12 protein-coding genes are annotated in these 14,751 nt (G+C 67.7%); 5 read left to right on the plus strand and 7 right to left on the minus strand.

Going from position 1 to position 14,751, the window contains the following annotated elements:
• The first annotated feature begins 78 nt into the window (after positions 1–78).
• Both ACZ5TV_RS09865 and ACZ5TV_RS09870 read left to right on the plus strand, forming a co-directional pair.
• On the plus strand, positions 79–1,932 hold the full coding sequence (locus ACZ5TV_RS09865; protein WP_464383783.1) for a cation:proton antiporter domain-containing protein: 1,854 nt from the start codon (positions 79–81) through the stop codon (positions 1,930–1,932).
• 298 nt (positions 1,933–2,230) lie between these two features.
• Entirely contained in the window at positions 2,231–4,510 is a 2,280-nt protein-coding gene (locus tag ACZ5TV_RS09870) for an amino acid permease (RefSeq protein ID WP_464383784.1), read from the plus strand.
• A gap of 69 nt (positions 4,511–4,579) precedes the next feature.
• On the opposite strand, the gene ACZ5TV_RS09875 is transcribed toward ACZ5TV_RS09870, so the two are convergent.
• Positions 4,580–5,230, minus strand: a complete 651-nt coding sequence (locus ACZ5TV_RS09875; protein ID WP_379782769.1) for an HAD family hydrolase — start codon at positions 5,228–5,230, stop codon at positions 4,580–4,582.
• 174 nt (positions 5,231–5,404) lie between these two features.
• A complete protein-coding gene (lwrS, locus tag ACZ5TV_RS09880) occupies positions 5,405–5,797 on the minus strand; it encodes an LWR-salt protein (protein WP_379782771.1) in 393 nt (130 codons plus the stop codon).
• Between the two features lie 116 nt (positions 5,798–5,913).
• On the opposite strand from lwrS, the gene uppS reads away from it, so the two are divergent.
• On the plus strand, positions 5,914–6,861 hold the full coding sequence (gene uppS / locus ACZ5TV_RS09885) for a polyprenyl diphosphate synthase (RefSeq protein ID WP_464383785.1): 948 nt from the start codon (positions 5,914–5,916) through the stop codon (positions 6,859–6,861).
• A gap of 68 nt (positions 6,862–6,929) precedes the next feature.
• Here uppS and ACZ5TV_RS09890 read toward each other — a convergent pair whose 3' ends face one another.
• From ACZ5TV_RS09890 to ACZ5TV_RS09900, 3 genes are all read right to left on the minus strand, one after another.
• Positions 6,930–8,051 (minus strand): DUF2891 domain-containing protein, encoded by a 1,122-nt coding sequence (locus ACZ5TV_RS09890; RefSeq protein ID WP_464383786.1) that lies wholly within the window; start codon positions 8,049–8,051, stop codon positions 6,930–6,932.
• Between the two features lie 72 nt (positions 8,052–8,123).
• A complete protein-coding gene (locus ACZ5TV_RS09895; protein WP_379781677.1) occupies positions 8,124–8,582 on the minus strand; it encodes an NOB1 family endonuclease in 459 nt (152 codons plus the stop codon).
• Positions 8,582–8,827, minus strand: a complete 246-nt coding sequence (locus tag ACZ5TV_RS09900; RefSeq protein WP_379781675.1) for a PRC-barrel domain-containing protein — start codon at positions 8,825–8,827, stop codon at positions 8,582–8,584. Before ACZ5TV_RS09900 ends, ACZ5TV_RS09895 begins: the two co-directional genes overlap by 1 nt.
• Positions 8,828–8,963: 136 nt before the next feature.
• Here ACZ5TV_RS09900 and infB point away from each other — a divergent pair, with 136 nt between their 5' ends.
• Positions 8,964–10,757 (plus strand): translation initiation factor IF-2, encoded by a 1,794-nt coding sequence (gene infB / locus ACZ5TV_RS09905; RefSeq protein WP_379781673.1) that lies wholly within the window; start codon positions 8,964–8,966, stop codon positions 10,755–10,757.
• Between the two features lie 387 nt (positions 10,758–11,144).
• Here the strand turns inward: infB and ACZ5TV_RS09910 are convergent, their stop codons facing one another.
• Together ACZ5TV_RS09910 and ACZ5TV_RS09915 are read right to left on the minus strand one after the other, a co-directional pair.
• Positions 11,145–11,933 (minus strand): bacteriorhodopsin, encoded by a 789-nt coding sequence (locus ACZ5TV_RS09910; protein ID WP_379781681.1) that lies wholly within the window; start codon positions 11,931–11,933, stop codon positions 11,145–11,147.
• Between the two features lie 268 nt (positions 11,934–12,201).
• On the minus strand, positions 12,202–13,728 hold the full coding sequence (locus tag ACZ5TV_RS09915) for a phytoene desaturase family protein (protein WP_464383787.1): 1,527 nt from the start codon (positions 13,726–13,728) through the stop codon (positions 12,202–12,204).
• 136 nt (positions 13,729–13,864) lie between these two features.
• Here ACZ5TV_RS09915 and ACZ5TV_RS09920 point away from each other — a divergent pair, with 136 nt between their 5' ends.
• Positions 13,865–14,656 carry a helix-turn-helix domain-containing protein gene (locus tag ACZ5TV_RS09920; RefSeq protein ID WP_379783158.1) on the plus strand — a complete coding sequence of 264 codons (792 nt, stop codon included), beginning with the start codon at positions 13,865–13,867 and terminating at the stop codon, positions 14,654–14,656.
• Positions 14,657–14,751 lie beyond the last annotated feature (95 nt).

Consider the following 14,751-nt stretch of genomic DNA (forward strand, 5'->3'; position numbering starts at 1 on the left):
CGGCGCGCCCTCTTCGGCACCGAGCCTAACGCGTATTGAGGATCCCTTATAAGCGTTCGTGGTAAATAGTCGTGTACAGTGAGTGCGACACTCCCGATCATCGCCGCGATCCTCGGGATCGGGATCGCGCTACAGGTCGTCTCGTCACGGCTTCGGATCCCGAGCGTTCTCTTCCTGATCCTCGTCGGCGTTCTGCTGGGACCGGAAGGGCTCGGGTATATCGGCCTCGAAACGTTTGGCGACGGTCTCGGCACCGTCGTCGGGCTCTCCGTGGCGATCATCGTCTTCGACGGCGGGTTTGATCTCACACGCGAACGGCTCGCCGAGGCACCGAAGTCGATCCTTCGGGTCGTGACCGTCGGCGCGGCGATCATGTTCTTCGGGACGGCGCTCGCGGTGCAGTTCTTCCTCACCGACAACTGGGGACTCGCGTTCCTGATCGGCGCGCTGCTCATCGCGACGGGCCCGACCGTCATCACGCCGATCCTGCAGGTGATCGACGTCCGCGAACACGTCGCTTCGACGCTGGAGGCGGAGGGTATCATCAACGACGTGACGGCCGCGATCCTCGCGATCGTCGTGTTCGAGACGCTCGTCGTCGGGACCGGCGACACCGCGGGCGTGCTGTCCGGGTTCCTCTCGCGGCTCGTCGCCGGGCTCGGCGTCGGGATGGTCGTCGCGGCGGTCGTCTACGTGGTGCTCGTCCGGCTCGACGCCCCGGGCGCGGACGCGGAACGGACCGTGCGGCTCGTCACGCTCGGCGGCGCGTTCGTCTCGTACGGGCTCGCCGAGTCCGTCGCCCCGGAAACCGGTGTCGCCGCCGCGGCCGCTACCGGCGTCGCCCTCGGGAACGTCGACCTCCCGCACCGCGAGGAGGTCGTGAAGTTCGGGCGGGATCTCACGCTCGTGGCGCTCTCGTTCGTGTTCATCTCGCTGGCGGCGCTCATCGACTTCGAGGCGCTGCTCGGCCTCGGTCTCGGCGGGATCGCCGTCGTCATCGCGGTGACGCTCGTGATCCGGCCGCTCGTGATGTTCCTCTCTGCACGGGAGTCGGTGTTCACGCGGAACGAGCGGTACTTCCTCAGTTTCGTCGGCCCACGGGGGATCATCCCGGCGTCGGTCGCCACGCTGTTCGCGATCGACTTACAACAGACGGGCGCGACCGCCGAGGCGCAGACGCTGGTGGGGGCGGTGTTCCTCGTCATCTTCGTCACGGTGGTCCTGCAGGCGGGGCTGGCCAGACAGATCGCGGAACTCTTCGACGTCCAACCGATGAAGACACTCATCATCGGCGGGGGCCGAGTCGGTCGGACCCTCGCCACACGACTGACGAAACGCGGCGAGAACGTGACGATCCTCGACCGGGACCCGGCGGTCGTCGAGACGTTACAATCCGACGGGTTCCGTGCGACGACGGGTGACGGAACGGAGACGGCAACGCTGTCGGAACACGGCGCGGAGAACGCGAAGCTCGTCGTTGCGGCGACCGCCAACGACGACACGAACCTCCTCGTCTCCCAGCTCGCGAAGAACAAGTTCGACGTCGAGACGGTGATCGCTCGGGTGAACGACCCCGACAACGTTCCGGCGTTCGACGCCTTGGACGTCAGGGCTATCGACGTCTCCTCGGCGATGGCGTGGTCGATCGACAACGAGATCGAACGTCCCTCGCTCGCCCACTGGATGAACCAGCTCGGCGACGGTCACGACGCACAGGAAGTGACAGTCACCTCCGAGACGTTCGCCGGGCAGACGGTCCAGCAGATGGGCTCGGAGATCCCGCAGGGCGTCCTCATCGCCGTCGTCGACCGCGACGGCGAGACGTTCGTCCCCCACGGCGACACGGTGTTAGAGGCGGGCGACCGGGTCACGATCCTCGGCGACGAGGACGACGTTGAGAAGGCTATCAAACGCGTTCATCCCCACGACTGAGCCGCCGTCTTCCTGACCAGTCGGGTTCCTTCGGAGCGAGAGGGACGCCCCGGGCGGACCGATTCTCGCTCAGCGAGGTGGCCGTCTCGACGACACCGGTTTTAGAACGGCTTGGCCACCGTATGGCTTCTAAGAGTATTGTAGAGAAACCCAACTATAGCACAATATTAAACCCGTCGATCTAACCAGTAAGGGAGTTCGTTAAGTAGTGCGTACACATTACAAAACTACGTCGAACACTTCGACGTGACCCTACGTGCCAACAGGACTCAAACGTGATCTCGGGTTGTTCTCCACGATGGCGATCGCCATCGGTGCGATGGTTGGATCGGGCGTGTTCATCCTCCCTGGCGTGGCGTTCGTCACCGTCGACGGGCCGGCGGTCGTTCTGGCCTTTCTCTTAGCCGGGATACTGATACTTCCCGCCGCGTTCAGCGCCTCCGAGATGGCCACGGCCATGCCGGAAGACGGCGGCTCCTACGTCTACGTCGAACGCGGAATGGGACCGCTTTTGGGCACTATCGCCGGGGTCGGGAACTGGTTCATGCTTTCGTTTAAGGGTGCGTTGGCGCTCGTCGGGGGCGTCCCGTATCTCGTGTTCGTCGCTCCCGGGATCGCGGAGTACATCCTCCCGCTCGCGGTGACCCTCGCGATCTTCTTCACCCTCATCAACATCGTGAGCACGAAAAGCGCCGGCAGCCTCCAGTTCGTGATCGTCGGGGTGATGATCGTCGTGCTCGGTTACTTCATCGTCGGCGGCGTCCCCGATATCGTCCCCGAACAGACCGCGGGCGCGTTGAACTTCGGGAGTAGCGGACTGCTCGCGGCGACCGCGCTCGTGTTCATCTCCTACGCGGGCGTGATCAAGATCGCGGCGGTCGCCGAGGAGGTGAAAGACCCCGGGAAGACGATCCCGCGAGCGATGATCGGGTCGCTCGTGCTCACCACCGCGCTGTACGTCGCGGTCGTCTACGTCGCGATCGGCATCGTCGACATCCCGGCCGCGATCGAGGCCGGTCAGCTCCAGTCGGACGGCGAGGGGCCGATCATGGGGCTCGCTGCGGAGCAGGCGCTCGGAACGATCGGTACCGCGGCGGTCGTCGCCGCCGCACTGCTGGCGCTGGCGTCGACCGCGAACGCCGGGCTGCTGTCGGCGTCCCGGTTCCCGTTCGCGATGGCGCGTGACGGCCTCGCGCCGCCGGCGTTCGAGCGCGTCAGCGACCGGTTTAACACCCCCGTCCTCTCCATCTCGCTGTCCGGTGGGATCATCGTCCTGATGATCGTCTTCCTCCCGATCGACCAGGTGGCGAAGTTCGGGAGCGCGTTCCAGATCCTCGTCTTCATCCTCGTGAACCTCGCGCTTGTCGGGTTCCGCGAGGGCGCGGTCGACGACTACGACCCCGTCTTCACGTCGCCGCTGTACCCCTGGATGCAGATCTTCGGAATGGCGAGCGGTTTTCTCGTCCTCACGCAGGTGGGACTCGTCCCGTTCGCGGGCGCGGCGTTTATCACCGCGGTCTCAGTCGTGTACTTCTATCTCTACGTCCGACCGCGCACGGACCGCGAGGGCGCGGCCCGGACCGGCGTCCGACAGAACGTCAGCGAGGCCGCACTCGAGCGGACGAGAGAGCTGTTCGGCGAACAGCAACGGTACGACACGCTGGTCGCGGTGACCGACGACACCTCGCCGGAGACGAGCGTCGATATGCTCCGTATCGGGATGGACCTCTCCAGTCTCCGCAAAGGGGAGGTCACGGTTGGAACGTTCAAACGGGTGCCCCACCGGGCGTTCACCGCCGGTGACACTACGTCGACGCGGGTCGATCCACCCGAGTGGGCGACGAACGCGACTACCTTACCAATCGGTTCGAACACCGACGAACGCCCCGATGGCGGGGTCCAACAGGTGTCCGACGACGCGGGATCCGGAAACGCATTGTCGAGCGTCGACTTCCGTGAAATCAAGACCGAGGACGTCGGTCCCGCGATCGTGGAGTACGCCTCCTTCGAGGAGGAGGAGTTCATCGTGCTCGAACGTCGGGTCGAGGAGCTGCACGAGCTGTACGGCGAAGGGCTCAACGAACACGTCCTGAAGAACGCGCCGTGTGGCGTGTTGCTCGTCGAGGACCGCGGCTTCGACGGGGCCGACGAGATCGCCGTAGCGACGAACAGCGGGACGTACGACCCGGTGAAGCTGCTCGTCGCCGACGCGATCGCCGAGGAGACGGGCGCGACGCTGACACTGCTTCAGACCGTCCCGGAAGACGTTTCCGAGGAGCGTCGTGCCGTCGTTCAGGAGTATCACGACGAGCTCCGACGGATACTCACGGTGACCGCGGACTCGCGGATCCTGGAGACTGACGACCGGGTCGAGGGGCTCTCGCGGTTCGCGGAGTCGGCCGACCTGCTCGTCACCACGACCGAACGGCGCGGACTGCGCGGTGCCGTGTTCGGGCGTCCCGGCGACCGGCTCGTCGATAGCGTCGACTGTACCGCCGTGATGGTCCAGCCCCCGGACGAGCGGCAGTCCGGCTTCATCCAGCGCGTGCTGCTCGATCGGATATTCGGCAGCAACTGATCCGTTCGTCCTCCAGGCCCTGATTCCGCCCGCGACACTCCCGCCCCGGTGGGCGGTCAGACGCCCGACCTATCGCGCGTCGACGAGCTCGTCGAGCGCGGCCACCCGTCGGTCGCCACGGATACAGCGTCCGCGATCCTCGTGACCGATCCGTTCCACGTGGATCGCGTCCAGCCCGGCGTTCCAGGCTGCGCCCACGTCGCTCTCGCCATCGCCGGCGTAGTAGCCTCGCCCTCGGGCGTCGACGCCCATCGCGTCCATCGCGACCTCCAGCGGCTCCGGGTTCGGCTTCCAGCCCGTGTCGTCGGTACAACAGACGACCGCGTCGAAGCGGTCCGTCAGGTCGAGTCGATCGAGCACGGGCTCCGCCAAGAACGCCTGACAGTGCGTGACGAGCCCGGTCGGCTGCCCTGCGGCGTCGAGCCGGTCGAGTAGCCGGGCGGCGTCGTCGTGGAGGTACGTCGCCTCCGCGCGGGCGATCGGGTCCTCAACGTCGTGAAACGCGGGCCAGAAGCGGTCGGGGTCGACGCCGAGTCCTCGAAGGGTCCCCGCGCGCGCACCCCCGAGCCCGTGCCAGAGGACGTACGCCTCCCGGTCGGAGAATCGCCGATCGAGTCGCTCGCCGACCCGATCGAACACCTCGCGGGTGTACGCCCACTCCGCGTCGACGAGGGTCCCGTCGAGGTCGAACAGGTGAAACTCGTAGTCGGCGACGACCATGGGCGCGTTCGTAGGCGCGGTCCCGACAAGTGCGTTGCGGTGGCAGCGAGGTGGTCGCCGTCGCGATCGAGTCATCGCCGTCGCGACCGCTCCCACCGGTGGTGATCTCGTCCCTATCACTCGCGTCCGCCGCCGGCCGTCGCTCGCGTCCGCCGCCGGCTGTCCTCGTCGCCACTACTCTCGTTCCCGGACGTGGATCGACGACCCGAGGTACTTGTGAAGGGCCTCGTCGACGTCGGCGGCGTTGAACGCCGCCAGGTCCTCGCGGACCGCCGACCGGAGCGCCGACAGGTAGGCCTCGTCGGTCCGGAGCTCGCGGAAGGAGACGGCGACGACGTCGACGCCGAGCCGGTCGGCGAGGAACCGACGGAACGACGGATCGTCACCGACCTCGCCGCGCCAGAGGCGGTCGCGGAACAGCTTCCACCCCGGGTCGCCGGGGACCGCGGCGGGGAGCTCGACCGTCGTCTCGAATCGGTTCGGCTCGACGCGCGGCGGGGCCGGATCGTCCGGTTTCGACGTGGGCCCGAGCTCGAACGTGACCGTGAACACGTACGCGGCGTCCATACCCGGACGCTCTCCCGGCGGGGCGATAACCGTTCTCCCGGCCCTCGGCCGCCCATGCGACGAACATGACAGCAACAACGACAAACTACATACCCGTTCGTCCCGTCCCGACGACCGTGCTCTCCCCGTTCCGCGGCGCGATCGAGCGCGCATACCTCCGACACCTCCACCGGCGGGTCGACGAGGTCCCAACCCACGTCGCCGTCATTCAGGACGGCAACCGTCGGTACGCCCGCGAACAGGGTGACGACGCGCCGCAGGGCCATCGGGCCGGTGCCGACACGACCGAGCGACTCCTCGACTGGTGTGCGGACCTCGGTGTCGAGGAGCTGACGCTGTACGCGTTCTCGACGGAGAACTTCGCCCGCCCGGACGAGGAGCTGGAACCGCTGTTCGCCCTCCTCGAAACGAAGCTCCGCGAGTTCGCCGACGCCGATCGAGTCCACGAGCGAGGCGTCCACGTCCGTGCTATCGGCGATGTGGAGCGCCTCCCGGATCGGGTCCGAGAGGCGGTCGCGTACGCCGAGCGCCGAACTGCCGATAACGACCGTTTTACGCTCAACGTCGCGCTCGCGTACGGCGGCCGGACCGCCTTGCTCGACGCGGCCCGGGACATCGCTCGAGAGGCCGCCGCCGGCGAGATCGACGCCGCCTCCGTGGACGTTGAAACGGTTGAAGAGCGACTGTACGACCGGCCGATCCGCGACGTCGATCTCATCGTCAGAACCGGTGGCGACGAGCGCACCTCGAACTTCCTCCCGTGGCACGCCAACGGTAACGAGGCGGCCGTCTACTTCTGTACCCCCTACTGGCCGGAGTTCTCCGAGGTGGACTTCATGCGCGCCATCCGAACGTACGGCGCGCGCGAGGAGAGCTGGCGACGCGCCCGCGCCGAGCGAGCTGCCGCGCTCGTCAGGGCGGTCGCCGAGGTCGAGCTCGAGGAAGCACGCCGCGTCGCCAGCCGGCTCCGTACCCGACTCCCGGGGGTCGAGCACGCCGCCCTGACCGAGGCGATATCGGGCGAGGACACGGAAACCGACGCCGGGAGGGACCCGGCGGAGTGAGCGGGCTCGACGCCGTGACCCGGCGCGAAGCCGACCGACGCGTGGAGCGCGTCCCTCCTCTCGCGTTCTCACGCGGACGGCGCGATCCCGCCCTCGTTGCGGGTGAGCAGGTACAGCGCGAACGACGACAGCCAGTGCGATCCGGCGTACTCGTCGGTGAACGTGTGGCCGGCAGCCGCCCCGACGTGCTCGCGAGCCGCGGTCGATAGCGGGTCGACGAGTCGCTCGGCAACTGACGGGGCGTCGCCGTCGGGGGTCGCATCGCGCGCTGCCCGCAGCGACTCCGCGACCCCCGCCAGACACCACGCCCTGGAGAGGTCGAGGCCGACGAGGTGCATCGCCATCCCGTCTCCCTCGTCGGGCTCCGCGCCGACCGGCTCCAGCAGTGAGTCGTGGGGCTGGGCAGAGAGATCGGGGAGGAACCCGTCGAGCCATCGAGCGAACGCGTCGGGGGCGAGCACGCGACGGAGGAGATCCGCCTCCGTCAGCGCCGGGGAGACGAAGTCCCACCCGATCGGTTCCGCGCCCGTGACCGTGGCCGTGTCGTCGGTGTACAGCCGTCGGACGGTCGCCGCCGTCCCCGTCGCGAGGTCGTCGTCCCCGACCGTCCGCGCGTAATCGAGAACGCCCGCGAGCGCGAACGCGGTGTTCCCGTGCGTCCCGACGCGCTGCGGGCGCTCGATGTCGAGCAACGATTCCCTGGTCGCGTCGCGGATCCACGCCTCCAGCGGCCGGAGGGTCTCCCGCCACGCGTCGGCCCGTGGGTCGTCCCACAGGTGGAGCTCGGCGGCGAGCCGGAGCAGCCACGACCACCCGTACGGCTCCTCGAAGGAGGGGTTCGACTCGAAGTACGCGACCTCCTCGGCGACGTTCCGGTCGGTCAGCCGCCGATCGATGCACTCGACGATCGCGGCCTCGTCCGGGTGGTCCGGGAACAGCCGGAGCCCGCGGACGAGCGCCCAGTGGCCGTGGACCGCCGAATGCCAGTCGAAACAGCCGTAAAACACCGGGTGTCGGGCGGCGGGTCGTAGCGGCCCCTCCGGTGACTCCACGGACCCGACGTAGTGTGGATACTCCGTCTCGACACCCTCAAGCGGATGTGTCGCGAGGGTCGCGGCGGCGTCGATCGGGAGGGCGTCACGGCGACCCTCCACCAGCACGTCCGGCGGGAGCTCCGCGAGCGGGTTCATACCGACGACTCGTCGTCGTCGGTGTTGAATCGGTCGATGGTGTGCGAGCGGTCCGCACCCGGGCCGATCCCGCTACGCCGGGTTCTTTCTCGTCAGGTCGCTGCCGCAGACCGGACATCGCTCCCGGTTCTCGTCGAACGTTCGGCTACAGCCGACACACTGGAACCGCCACTCGCGCTCCTCCGTGATCCCCTCGCGGGCGATCGCTTCGACCGCGAGGTCGAGCCGCTCCGCGACGTTCTGCATCGCGTAGTCGTCGGTGACGAGCGTGGCGTGGAGCTCTAACGCGGTCGCGATCAGCCGGACGTCCGTCCCCGACAGCTCCGCGAGGTCGCCGGAGCCCCGCGCGGCGCGCTCGACGTTCGTCACCGCTTCGGGGGCCGGGACATGGATCGTCATCCCCGACCCCTCCATCGCGTCGAACCGGAGCGCGGTCTCCCCGTCGAGCTCGTCGTGGACCTCCGGAACCGACACCACCGACTCGTCGGTCGTGTACTCGTGGATGAACGCCGACGTATCGAGAACTTGCATCAGCGGCCGACGACGATGTAGTCTTTCACCGCCTGGACGTTCCCGACCGGGACTTGCAGCCGTCCCGCGCTGTCGACGTCGAACGACACCAGCTCGACGTTGAGGTGCTCGTGCGGACTGACGAGCAGATGACGGAGTTCGCCCGATTTCAGGTCCATCGTGATGTTGTACAGGTCGCCGAGCTCCGTCCCGTCCGATCCCATTACCGCCTTCCCGGAGAGGTTCTCCGCGAGGATGTTTGCCATATGCGTCCCGTCCCGGGCGACGATATTAAACGCCACGGCGCGTCCGACGGCTGACGGACGCGCTCGGCCGCGTCCTGAAAGGCTTAACTGACGGCCCGACCGAACGGAACACAACAACCTTCTCGGGGCGATTCTCATGACTGACGACACTCAACCGGACACCCTTCGGACGCCGATCGTCGCCGTGTTAGGCCACGTCGACCACGGAAAGACGAGCCTGCTCGACGAGATCCGCGGTTCCGCCGTCAGCGAAGCGGAAGCCGGCGCGATCACCCAACACATCGGCGCGACCGACATCCCCCTCTCGACGATATCGTCGATGGCTGGCGAGCTGGTGAACCCCGATGACTTCGATCTCCCCGGCCTACTGTTCATCGACACTCCCGGGCACCACTCCTTCTCGACGCTGCGCGCTCGTGGCGGCGCGCTCGCCGACATCGCCGTGCTCGTCGTCGACGTCAACGACGGGTTTCAGCCACAGACGGAGGAGGCGATCGACATCCTCAGACGGACGGGGACCCCGTTCGTCGTCGCCGCGAACAAGATCGACACGACGCCGGGATGGAACCCTCAGGAGGGCGAGCCGATCCAGCGCAGCCTCGAGGCCCAATCCGAGCGCGCGGAATCGATGCTCAACGAAAACCTCTACGAGATCATCGGCCAGCTGTCCGACGCGGGGTTCTCCGCCGACCTCTACTGGCGCGTCCAGGACTTCCAGAAGAACATCGGGGTCGTCCCCGTCTCGGCGATCACCGCGGAGGGGATACCGGACCTCCTCGCGGTGCTCATGGGACTTTCACAGCGGTTCATGAAAGAGGAGATGGCGATCGACGTGCACGGCCCCGGCGAGGGGACGGTGCTCGAAGTCAAAGACGAACGCGGCTTCGGCGCGACCGTAGACACGGTCGTGTACGACGGCGTGATCCGCAACGGCGACACGATCGTCGTAGGGGGACAGGACGAGCCGATCGTCACCGAGGTCCGCGCGCTGTTACAGCCGCGTCCGCTTGCCGAGATCCGTACGGAGAAACAGTTCGAGAAAGTGGCGGAGGTCGGCGCTGCCGCCGGGGTGAAGATCGCCGCGCCCGACCTCGACGACGCGATGGCGGGCGCGCCCGTCCGGGTCGTCCGCGACCGACCGCTCCAGGACGTGATCGAGGAGGTGAAAGCCGAGCTCGCGGAGATCGAGGTGGACACCGCCGAGGACGGCGTCGTCGTCAAGGCGGACACGCTCGGCTCGCTGGAGGCGATGGCGAACGCGCTCCGGGAGGCCGAGGTGCCGATCATGCGCGCGGAGGTCGGCGACATCGCGCCCCGTGACATCGCCATCGCGGAGACGGCGAACCAGGACGAGCACAAGGCGCTGCTCGGATTCAACGTCGACGTGCTTGCGAACGCGGAGGACGAGCTCGAAAGCGCCGACGTGAAACTGTTCACCAACGACGTCATCTACCAGCTGATCGAGGACTACGAGACGTACGTCGAGGAGAAGCAGCGCGCCCAACAGGAGACGGTGCTCGACAAGGTGGTTCGGCCGGCTCGGTTCCGTCTCCTCCCCGACCACACGTTCCGCCAGAACGACCCCGCCGTCGTCGGCGTCGAGGTCATCGCGGGGACGCTTCAGAACAACCGCTCGGTCGGCTACTTCGAGGGGAACGAGTTCCACCGCGTCGGGAGCCTCTCGGGGATCCAAAAGCAGGGCGACGACGTCGACGAGGCGCGGTCGGGCGAGCGCGTGAGCATCGCCATCGACGGGCCCACGGTCGGCCGCGACATCGAGGAGGGCGACACCCTCTGGACGGAGGTCCCGGAGAAACACGCGAAGATCCTCGAACAGGAGCTCAAAGAGGAGATCACCGCCGACGAGCGCGAGGCGCTCGCCGGCTACCTCGACACGCGACGGAAGCGTGACCCGTTCTGGGGCAAGTGACACACAGCGCCCGAAGCGGTTTCTAACACCGAACGGGACCCGACGACACGGGTTCCCGTAGGACGGGCTCCTGATACCGTTCGTCGTGGTCGCGCTTGTTTCCGTCTTCGTCAGTCCTCGCTGGCTCGTTGCCCGGTATCGCGGATCCGCTCGTGCCCGTGTTTTCGTCGGTCGTCGCCGCCTCACGGTGTCGCACACGGAAACGCTGTCCGACAGCGCTGCCGCTAGCCGGGCGAGAACCGCAAGAAAGCCGCTGACGGCCAACCCCACGTCGGGCCGCCAGCGGGACGCGTGAACCGAACCGCAGTGCGCCGCATCGCATCGCACTACACCGCACCGCACCGTGCTGCGAAACCGTCCGAACGGTGGTACCGCTACGCTCGGTCGTCAGTCGTCGGCCGGGGCCGCGCCGCCGCCGCTAGCGGCACCGAGGCCGGACGCCATGCCCGCGATGGTGGACTCGTTGTCGACGACCCAGCGGAGCAGGAGGAACGCGAAGATGTACTTCGCGATGATGTCGAGGCCACTGTAGGCCCAGGACGTGATGGCGACGTCGAGCACCGCGATCCCCTCGGCACCGAGCGCCCAGAAGATCGGGTAACCGAGCCACATCACGACGGTGAGGATCTTCAGCGTGTTGAAGATCTCCGCAGTGCCGGCGACTTCAGCGTCGGCCGCCCACTCGACGAGCAGGATGTACAGCACGACGGCGAAGAACGCGCAGCTGATGAAGTACCAGAACCAGCGAAGCGCGTGGGAGGACGTGGTCAGCGCGGCCGCGAGGCCCGTGACACACATCCCGATGTCGGCCACGATGGCCGTGAAGATCTTGGTGGTGTTAGATCCTGCGAGCAGGCCGAGCGCGAGCAGGATCATCGGCGTCGACAGCGCCCACGTGAGGTAGCGACCCCACATCGTGAGGACGCCGTCCGTCCCGCCGGCGACCGGCGTCGTTGCACCGGCTGCCGCGTGTCCGGCTGGCATCTCGAGCACGCTCATCGTGAGCCCGGACGCGAGCCCCGTGTAGCTGGAGATGGACACCAGCGGGACCATCAGCGTCGCCACGAAGATCAGTTGCGAGCGCGGGTCCTCCACGTTACGTCCCATGAACACGAACAGGAGGATCGAAAGCCCCGCGAGGGCGATGTTAACCCACAGCGAGAGGTTCAGTAGCATCCCCTCGTCGCTTTGCAGGTAGTTGTATATGTCCGTTTGAGTTACCTCGAGGGGGACCCCCTGTGCTGCTACGGCCAAGTCCGCTGCTGCTGTTTCTATCATGCGACACCCACAGGTAGGTGCTTTGTTGATTAAGTCCCTCAACCTAACGAGTATGGATCCCCCGGATCTCGGCGCTTATTTGTCCCAGTTTCGGGACAGGACCTCGGCGTAAAAGGTCTTGTGGTGGTGTCACATACCGCACGCTATCCTGGCCGTTTCTCACGTCTCAGGTCCGCCCCACGAACGGGAGTCGAGCGGACAGCCCGCCGGCGGCGTCCTCGGCGAGAGCGTCCGCGCAGTGCTCCCCGCTCAACAGACACATCGGGACGCCGATCCCCGGATTCGTCCCGCCGCCGACGTAGTACAGCCGATCGACCCCCCGTACTCGGGGGCCCGGCCGAAGCGGACCGGTCTGGGTGAGCGTGTGGGCGAGCCCGAGCGCGCTCCCGCCCGGCCGGTTGAATCGTCGCGCGAACTCGGAGACGCACGCCGACTCCTCGAAGACGATCCGATCGGACAGGTCGACGCCAGTGTACGAGGTAACCGCCTCCAGCACGTGATCGCGGAACGCGGCCCGTCGATCGGGCGTGTCGTCGAGGCCGGGCGCGAGCGGTACGAGGATCACGACGGTCTCGTGGCCCGACGGCGCGACCGACGGGTCCGTCCGCGAGGGGACGTTGACGTACACGGTCGGGTCCGCCGGCCATCGGGGGTCCTCGAAGATCGCCTCGAACTGCGAGCTCCAGTCGGTCGGCAACGCGAGCGTGTGATGGGCGAGCTCCGGCAACCGCCCCTCGACGCCGAGATACAACAGGTACGCCGAGGGGCCGTACGTCCGCCGACCCCAGTAGTCGCCCAAACGGCGGACCGTCCCCGGCGGGAGCAGCTCCCGCTCCACGTACTCCGGCGGGACGTTACAGACGACACGGTCGTGGACGTATCGGTCGCCGCCGAGGTCGACCGCGACGCCGTCGGGAACCGGCTCGAGGCCGGTGACCTCGACGTTCGTGTGGACGTCCGCGCCGCGCTCGCGCGCGACCGACGCGACCGCGTCGACGACCTCGTACATCCCACCGATCGGGTAGTAGACGCCGAGTCCGTAGTCGACGTGGCTCATGAGCTGGTAGAGCGCCGGCGTGTCGTACGGGGATCCTCCAAGGAACACCAGCGTGTACTCGAGCAGCTGTCGGAGCTTCGGATGGTCGACGTACTCGCCGACGCGCTCGTCGAGGCTCTCGAACAGCGCCAGCTCGCGGCCGGCGCGGACGACCTCGGTCGAGAGGTAGTCGCGGAGGCGCGAGCGGCCGGGCAGTACGACCCGCTCCATCCCGGCCTCGTAGGCCGCCTCCGCGTCCGCGAGGTAGTCGCGGAACGCCGCCCCCGCCCCGTCCTCGTACGACTCGAACAGCCGGGCGGCCGCCTCCGGGTTCGCGGGCACGTCGGCGCGGTCTCCGTCGTCCCAGAACACGCGGTAGTGCGGGTCGAGCCGCTCCAAGTCGTAGAACTCCTCGGGCTCGTGGCCGAACTCCCCGAAGAACCGCTCGAACACCTCGGGCAGAAGGTACCAGGAGGGGCCGGTGTCGAAGCGGAACCCCTCGCGCTCGATCCGGCCCGCGACCCCGCCGACTTGGCTCTCGCGCTCGTAGAGGGTCACCGACGCGCCGGCGTCCGCGAGATACGCGGCGGCGGCGAGTCCCCCGACGCCGCCCCCGACGATACCGACCGACGTGTCCCCGAGCGATCGCTCTGTCATCGTTTCACACGTACGCGCCCAGCCGTGAGTATCATCGCCGTCGCACGACGGGACTTTATATACGACGTGCCGAGACCGTTCCCGGACGAACTCGTTCGGCTCCGATGTTTTATTCGTCGAACACGGACCGTGAGACATGTCCGGTACGTCGGATCCCCCCGACGCCACCTCGTCGGAAACGTCAGAGGCCACCCCGCAGTCGAGTCGAGCGACGGACGGCTTCCTCCCGCCCGGATCGAACGATGACCGTGTGCCGACGGAACGGACCGACACGGCGGCTTCCGGTGGCTCCACGGAACCGGGTCTCCGCGCGCGGCTCGTCGCACACGACCCGCCGGGGTGTCCGGTCGTCGATATCCTCCCCGACGGTGCGGTCGCCAGCGACGTCCGGGTGACGGCGCTCGACGGTGTCACGGTCGAACAGTTCCGCACCGACCGACCGATCCCCGCGGAGCCAGTGTTCGCGGCCGACGGTCGGTACGTGTACCGCCGTCGGGTCGCCACGCAGGGGAACTGTCCGTATCGGGCGGTCGAGGCGCTCGGCTATCCCGTGACGGACGCGACGGTTCGGACGAATCCGGACCAGCTCCAGCTCTCCATTCATCTCCCGTCGGTCGACCCGCTCGGGGACGTCGTTGAGGCGCTGGAGTCGGCGGGCGCGAGGGTCACTCTCGATCGGCTCACCCGGTCCGGAAGCGCCCGCCGTGCCGACCCCATCGTGATCGACCGCGAGCGGTTGACGGACCGCCAGCGGGAGGTGTTGCGGACGGCTCGGCGAATGGGGTACTTCGCGTACCCGCGCGAGGCCAGCGCCGACGAGGTCGCCGATGCGGTGGGGATCGCCCGGTCGACGTTCGCCGAACACCTCGCTGCGGCCCAGCGTCGGGTTGTCGGCGCGCTCGTCGACGAACACGGAACCGACGGGTAGCGTATTCGGCGCATAGGGTGCCGAACAGCTGCGTGGGGGAACGGACGGTAGTGACGGTCGGTCGTTGTGGCCGGTGACGGTCGGTCGTTGTGGCC

It is taken from the genome of Halorubrum tibetense, assembly GCF_055396225.1.

Bases quoted from the DNA above. Each gene is read 5' to 3' on its own strand.
- ACZ5TV_RS09910 (WP_379781681.1), bottom strand. From the start codon at position 11,933: ATGCTACTGAACCTCTCGCTGTGGGTTAACATCGCCCTCGCGGGGCTT.
- ACZ5TV_RS09915 (WP_464383787.1), bottom strand. From the start codon at position 13,728: ATGACAGAGCGATCGCTCGGGGACACGTCGGTCGGTATCGTCGGGGGC.
- ACZ5TV_RS09895 (WP_379781677.1), bottom strand. From the start codon at position 8,582: ATGCAAGTTCTCGATACGTCGGCGTTCATCCACGAGTACACGACCGAC.
- infB (WP_379781673.1), top strand. From the start codon at position 8,964: ATGACTGACGACACTCAACCGGACACCCTTCGGACGCCGATCGTCGCC.
- ACZ5TV_RS09875 (WP_379782769.1), bottom strand. From the start codon at position 5,230: ATGGTCGTCGCCGACTACGAGTTTCACCTGTTCGACCTCGACGGGACC.
- ACZ5TV_RS09870 (WP_464383784.1), top strand. From the start codon at position 2,231: ATGGCGATCGCCATCGGTGCGATGGTTGGATCGGGCGTGTTCATCCTC.
- ACZ5TV_RS09900 (WP_379781675.1), bottom strand. From the start codon at position 8,827: ATGGCAAACATCCTCGCGGAGAACCTCTCCGGGAAGGCGGTAATGGGA.
- lwrS (WP_379782771.1), bottom strand. From the start codon at position 5,797: ATGGACGCCGCGTACGTGTTCACGGTCACGTTCGAGCTCGGGCCCACG.
- ACZ5TV_RS09920 (WP_379783158.1), top strand. From the start codon at position 13,865: ATGTCCGGTACGTCGGATCCCCCCGACGCCACCTCGTCGGAAACGTCA.
- ACZ5TV_RS09890 (WP_464383786.1), bottom strand. From the start codon at position 8,051: ATGAACCCGCTCGCGGAGCTCCCGCCGGACGTGCTGGTGGAGGGTCGC.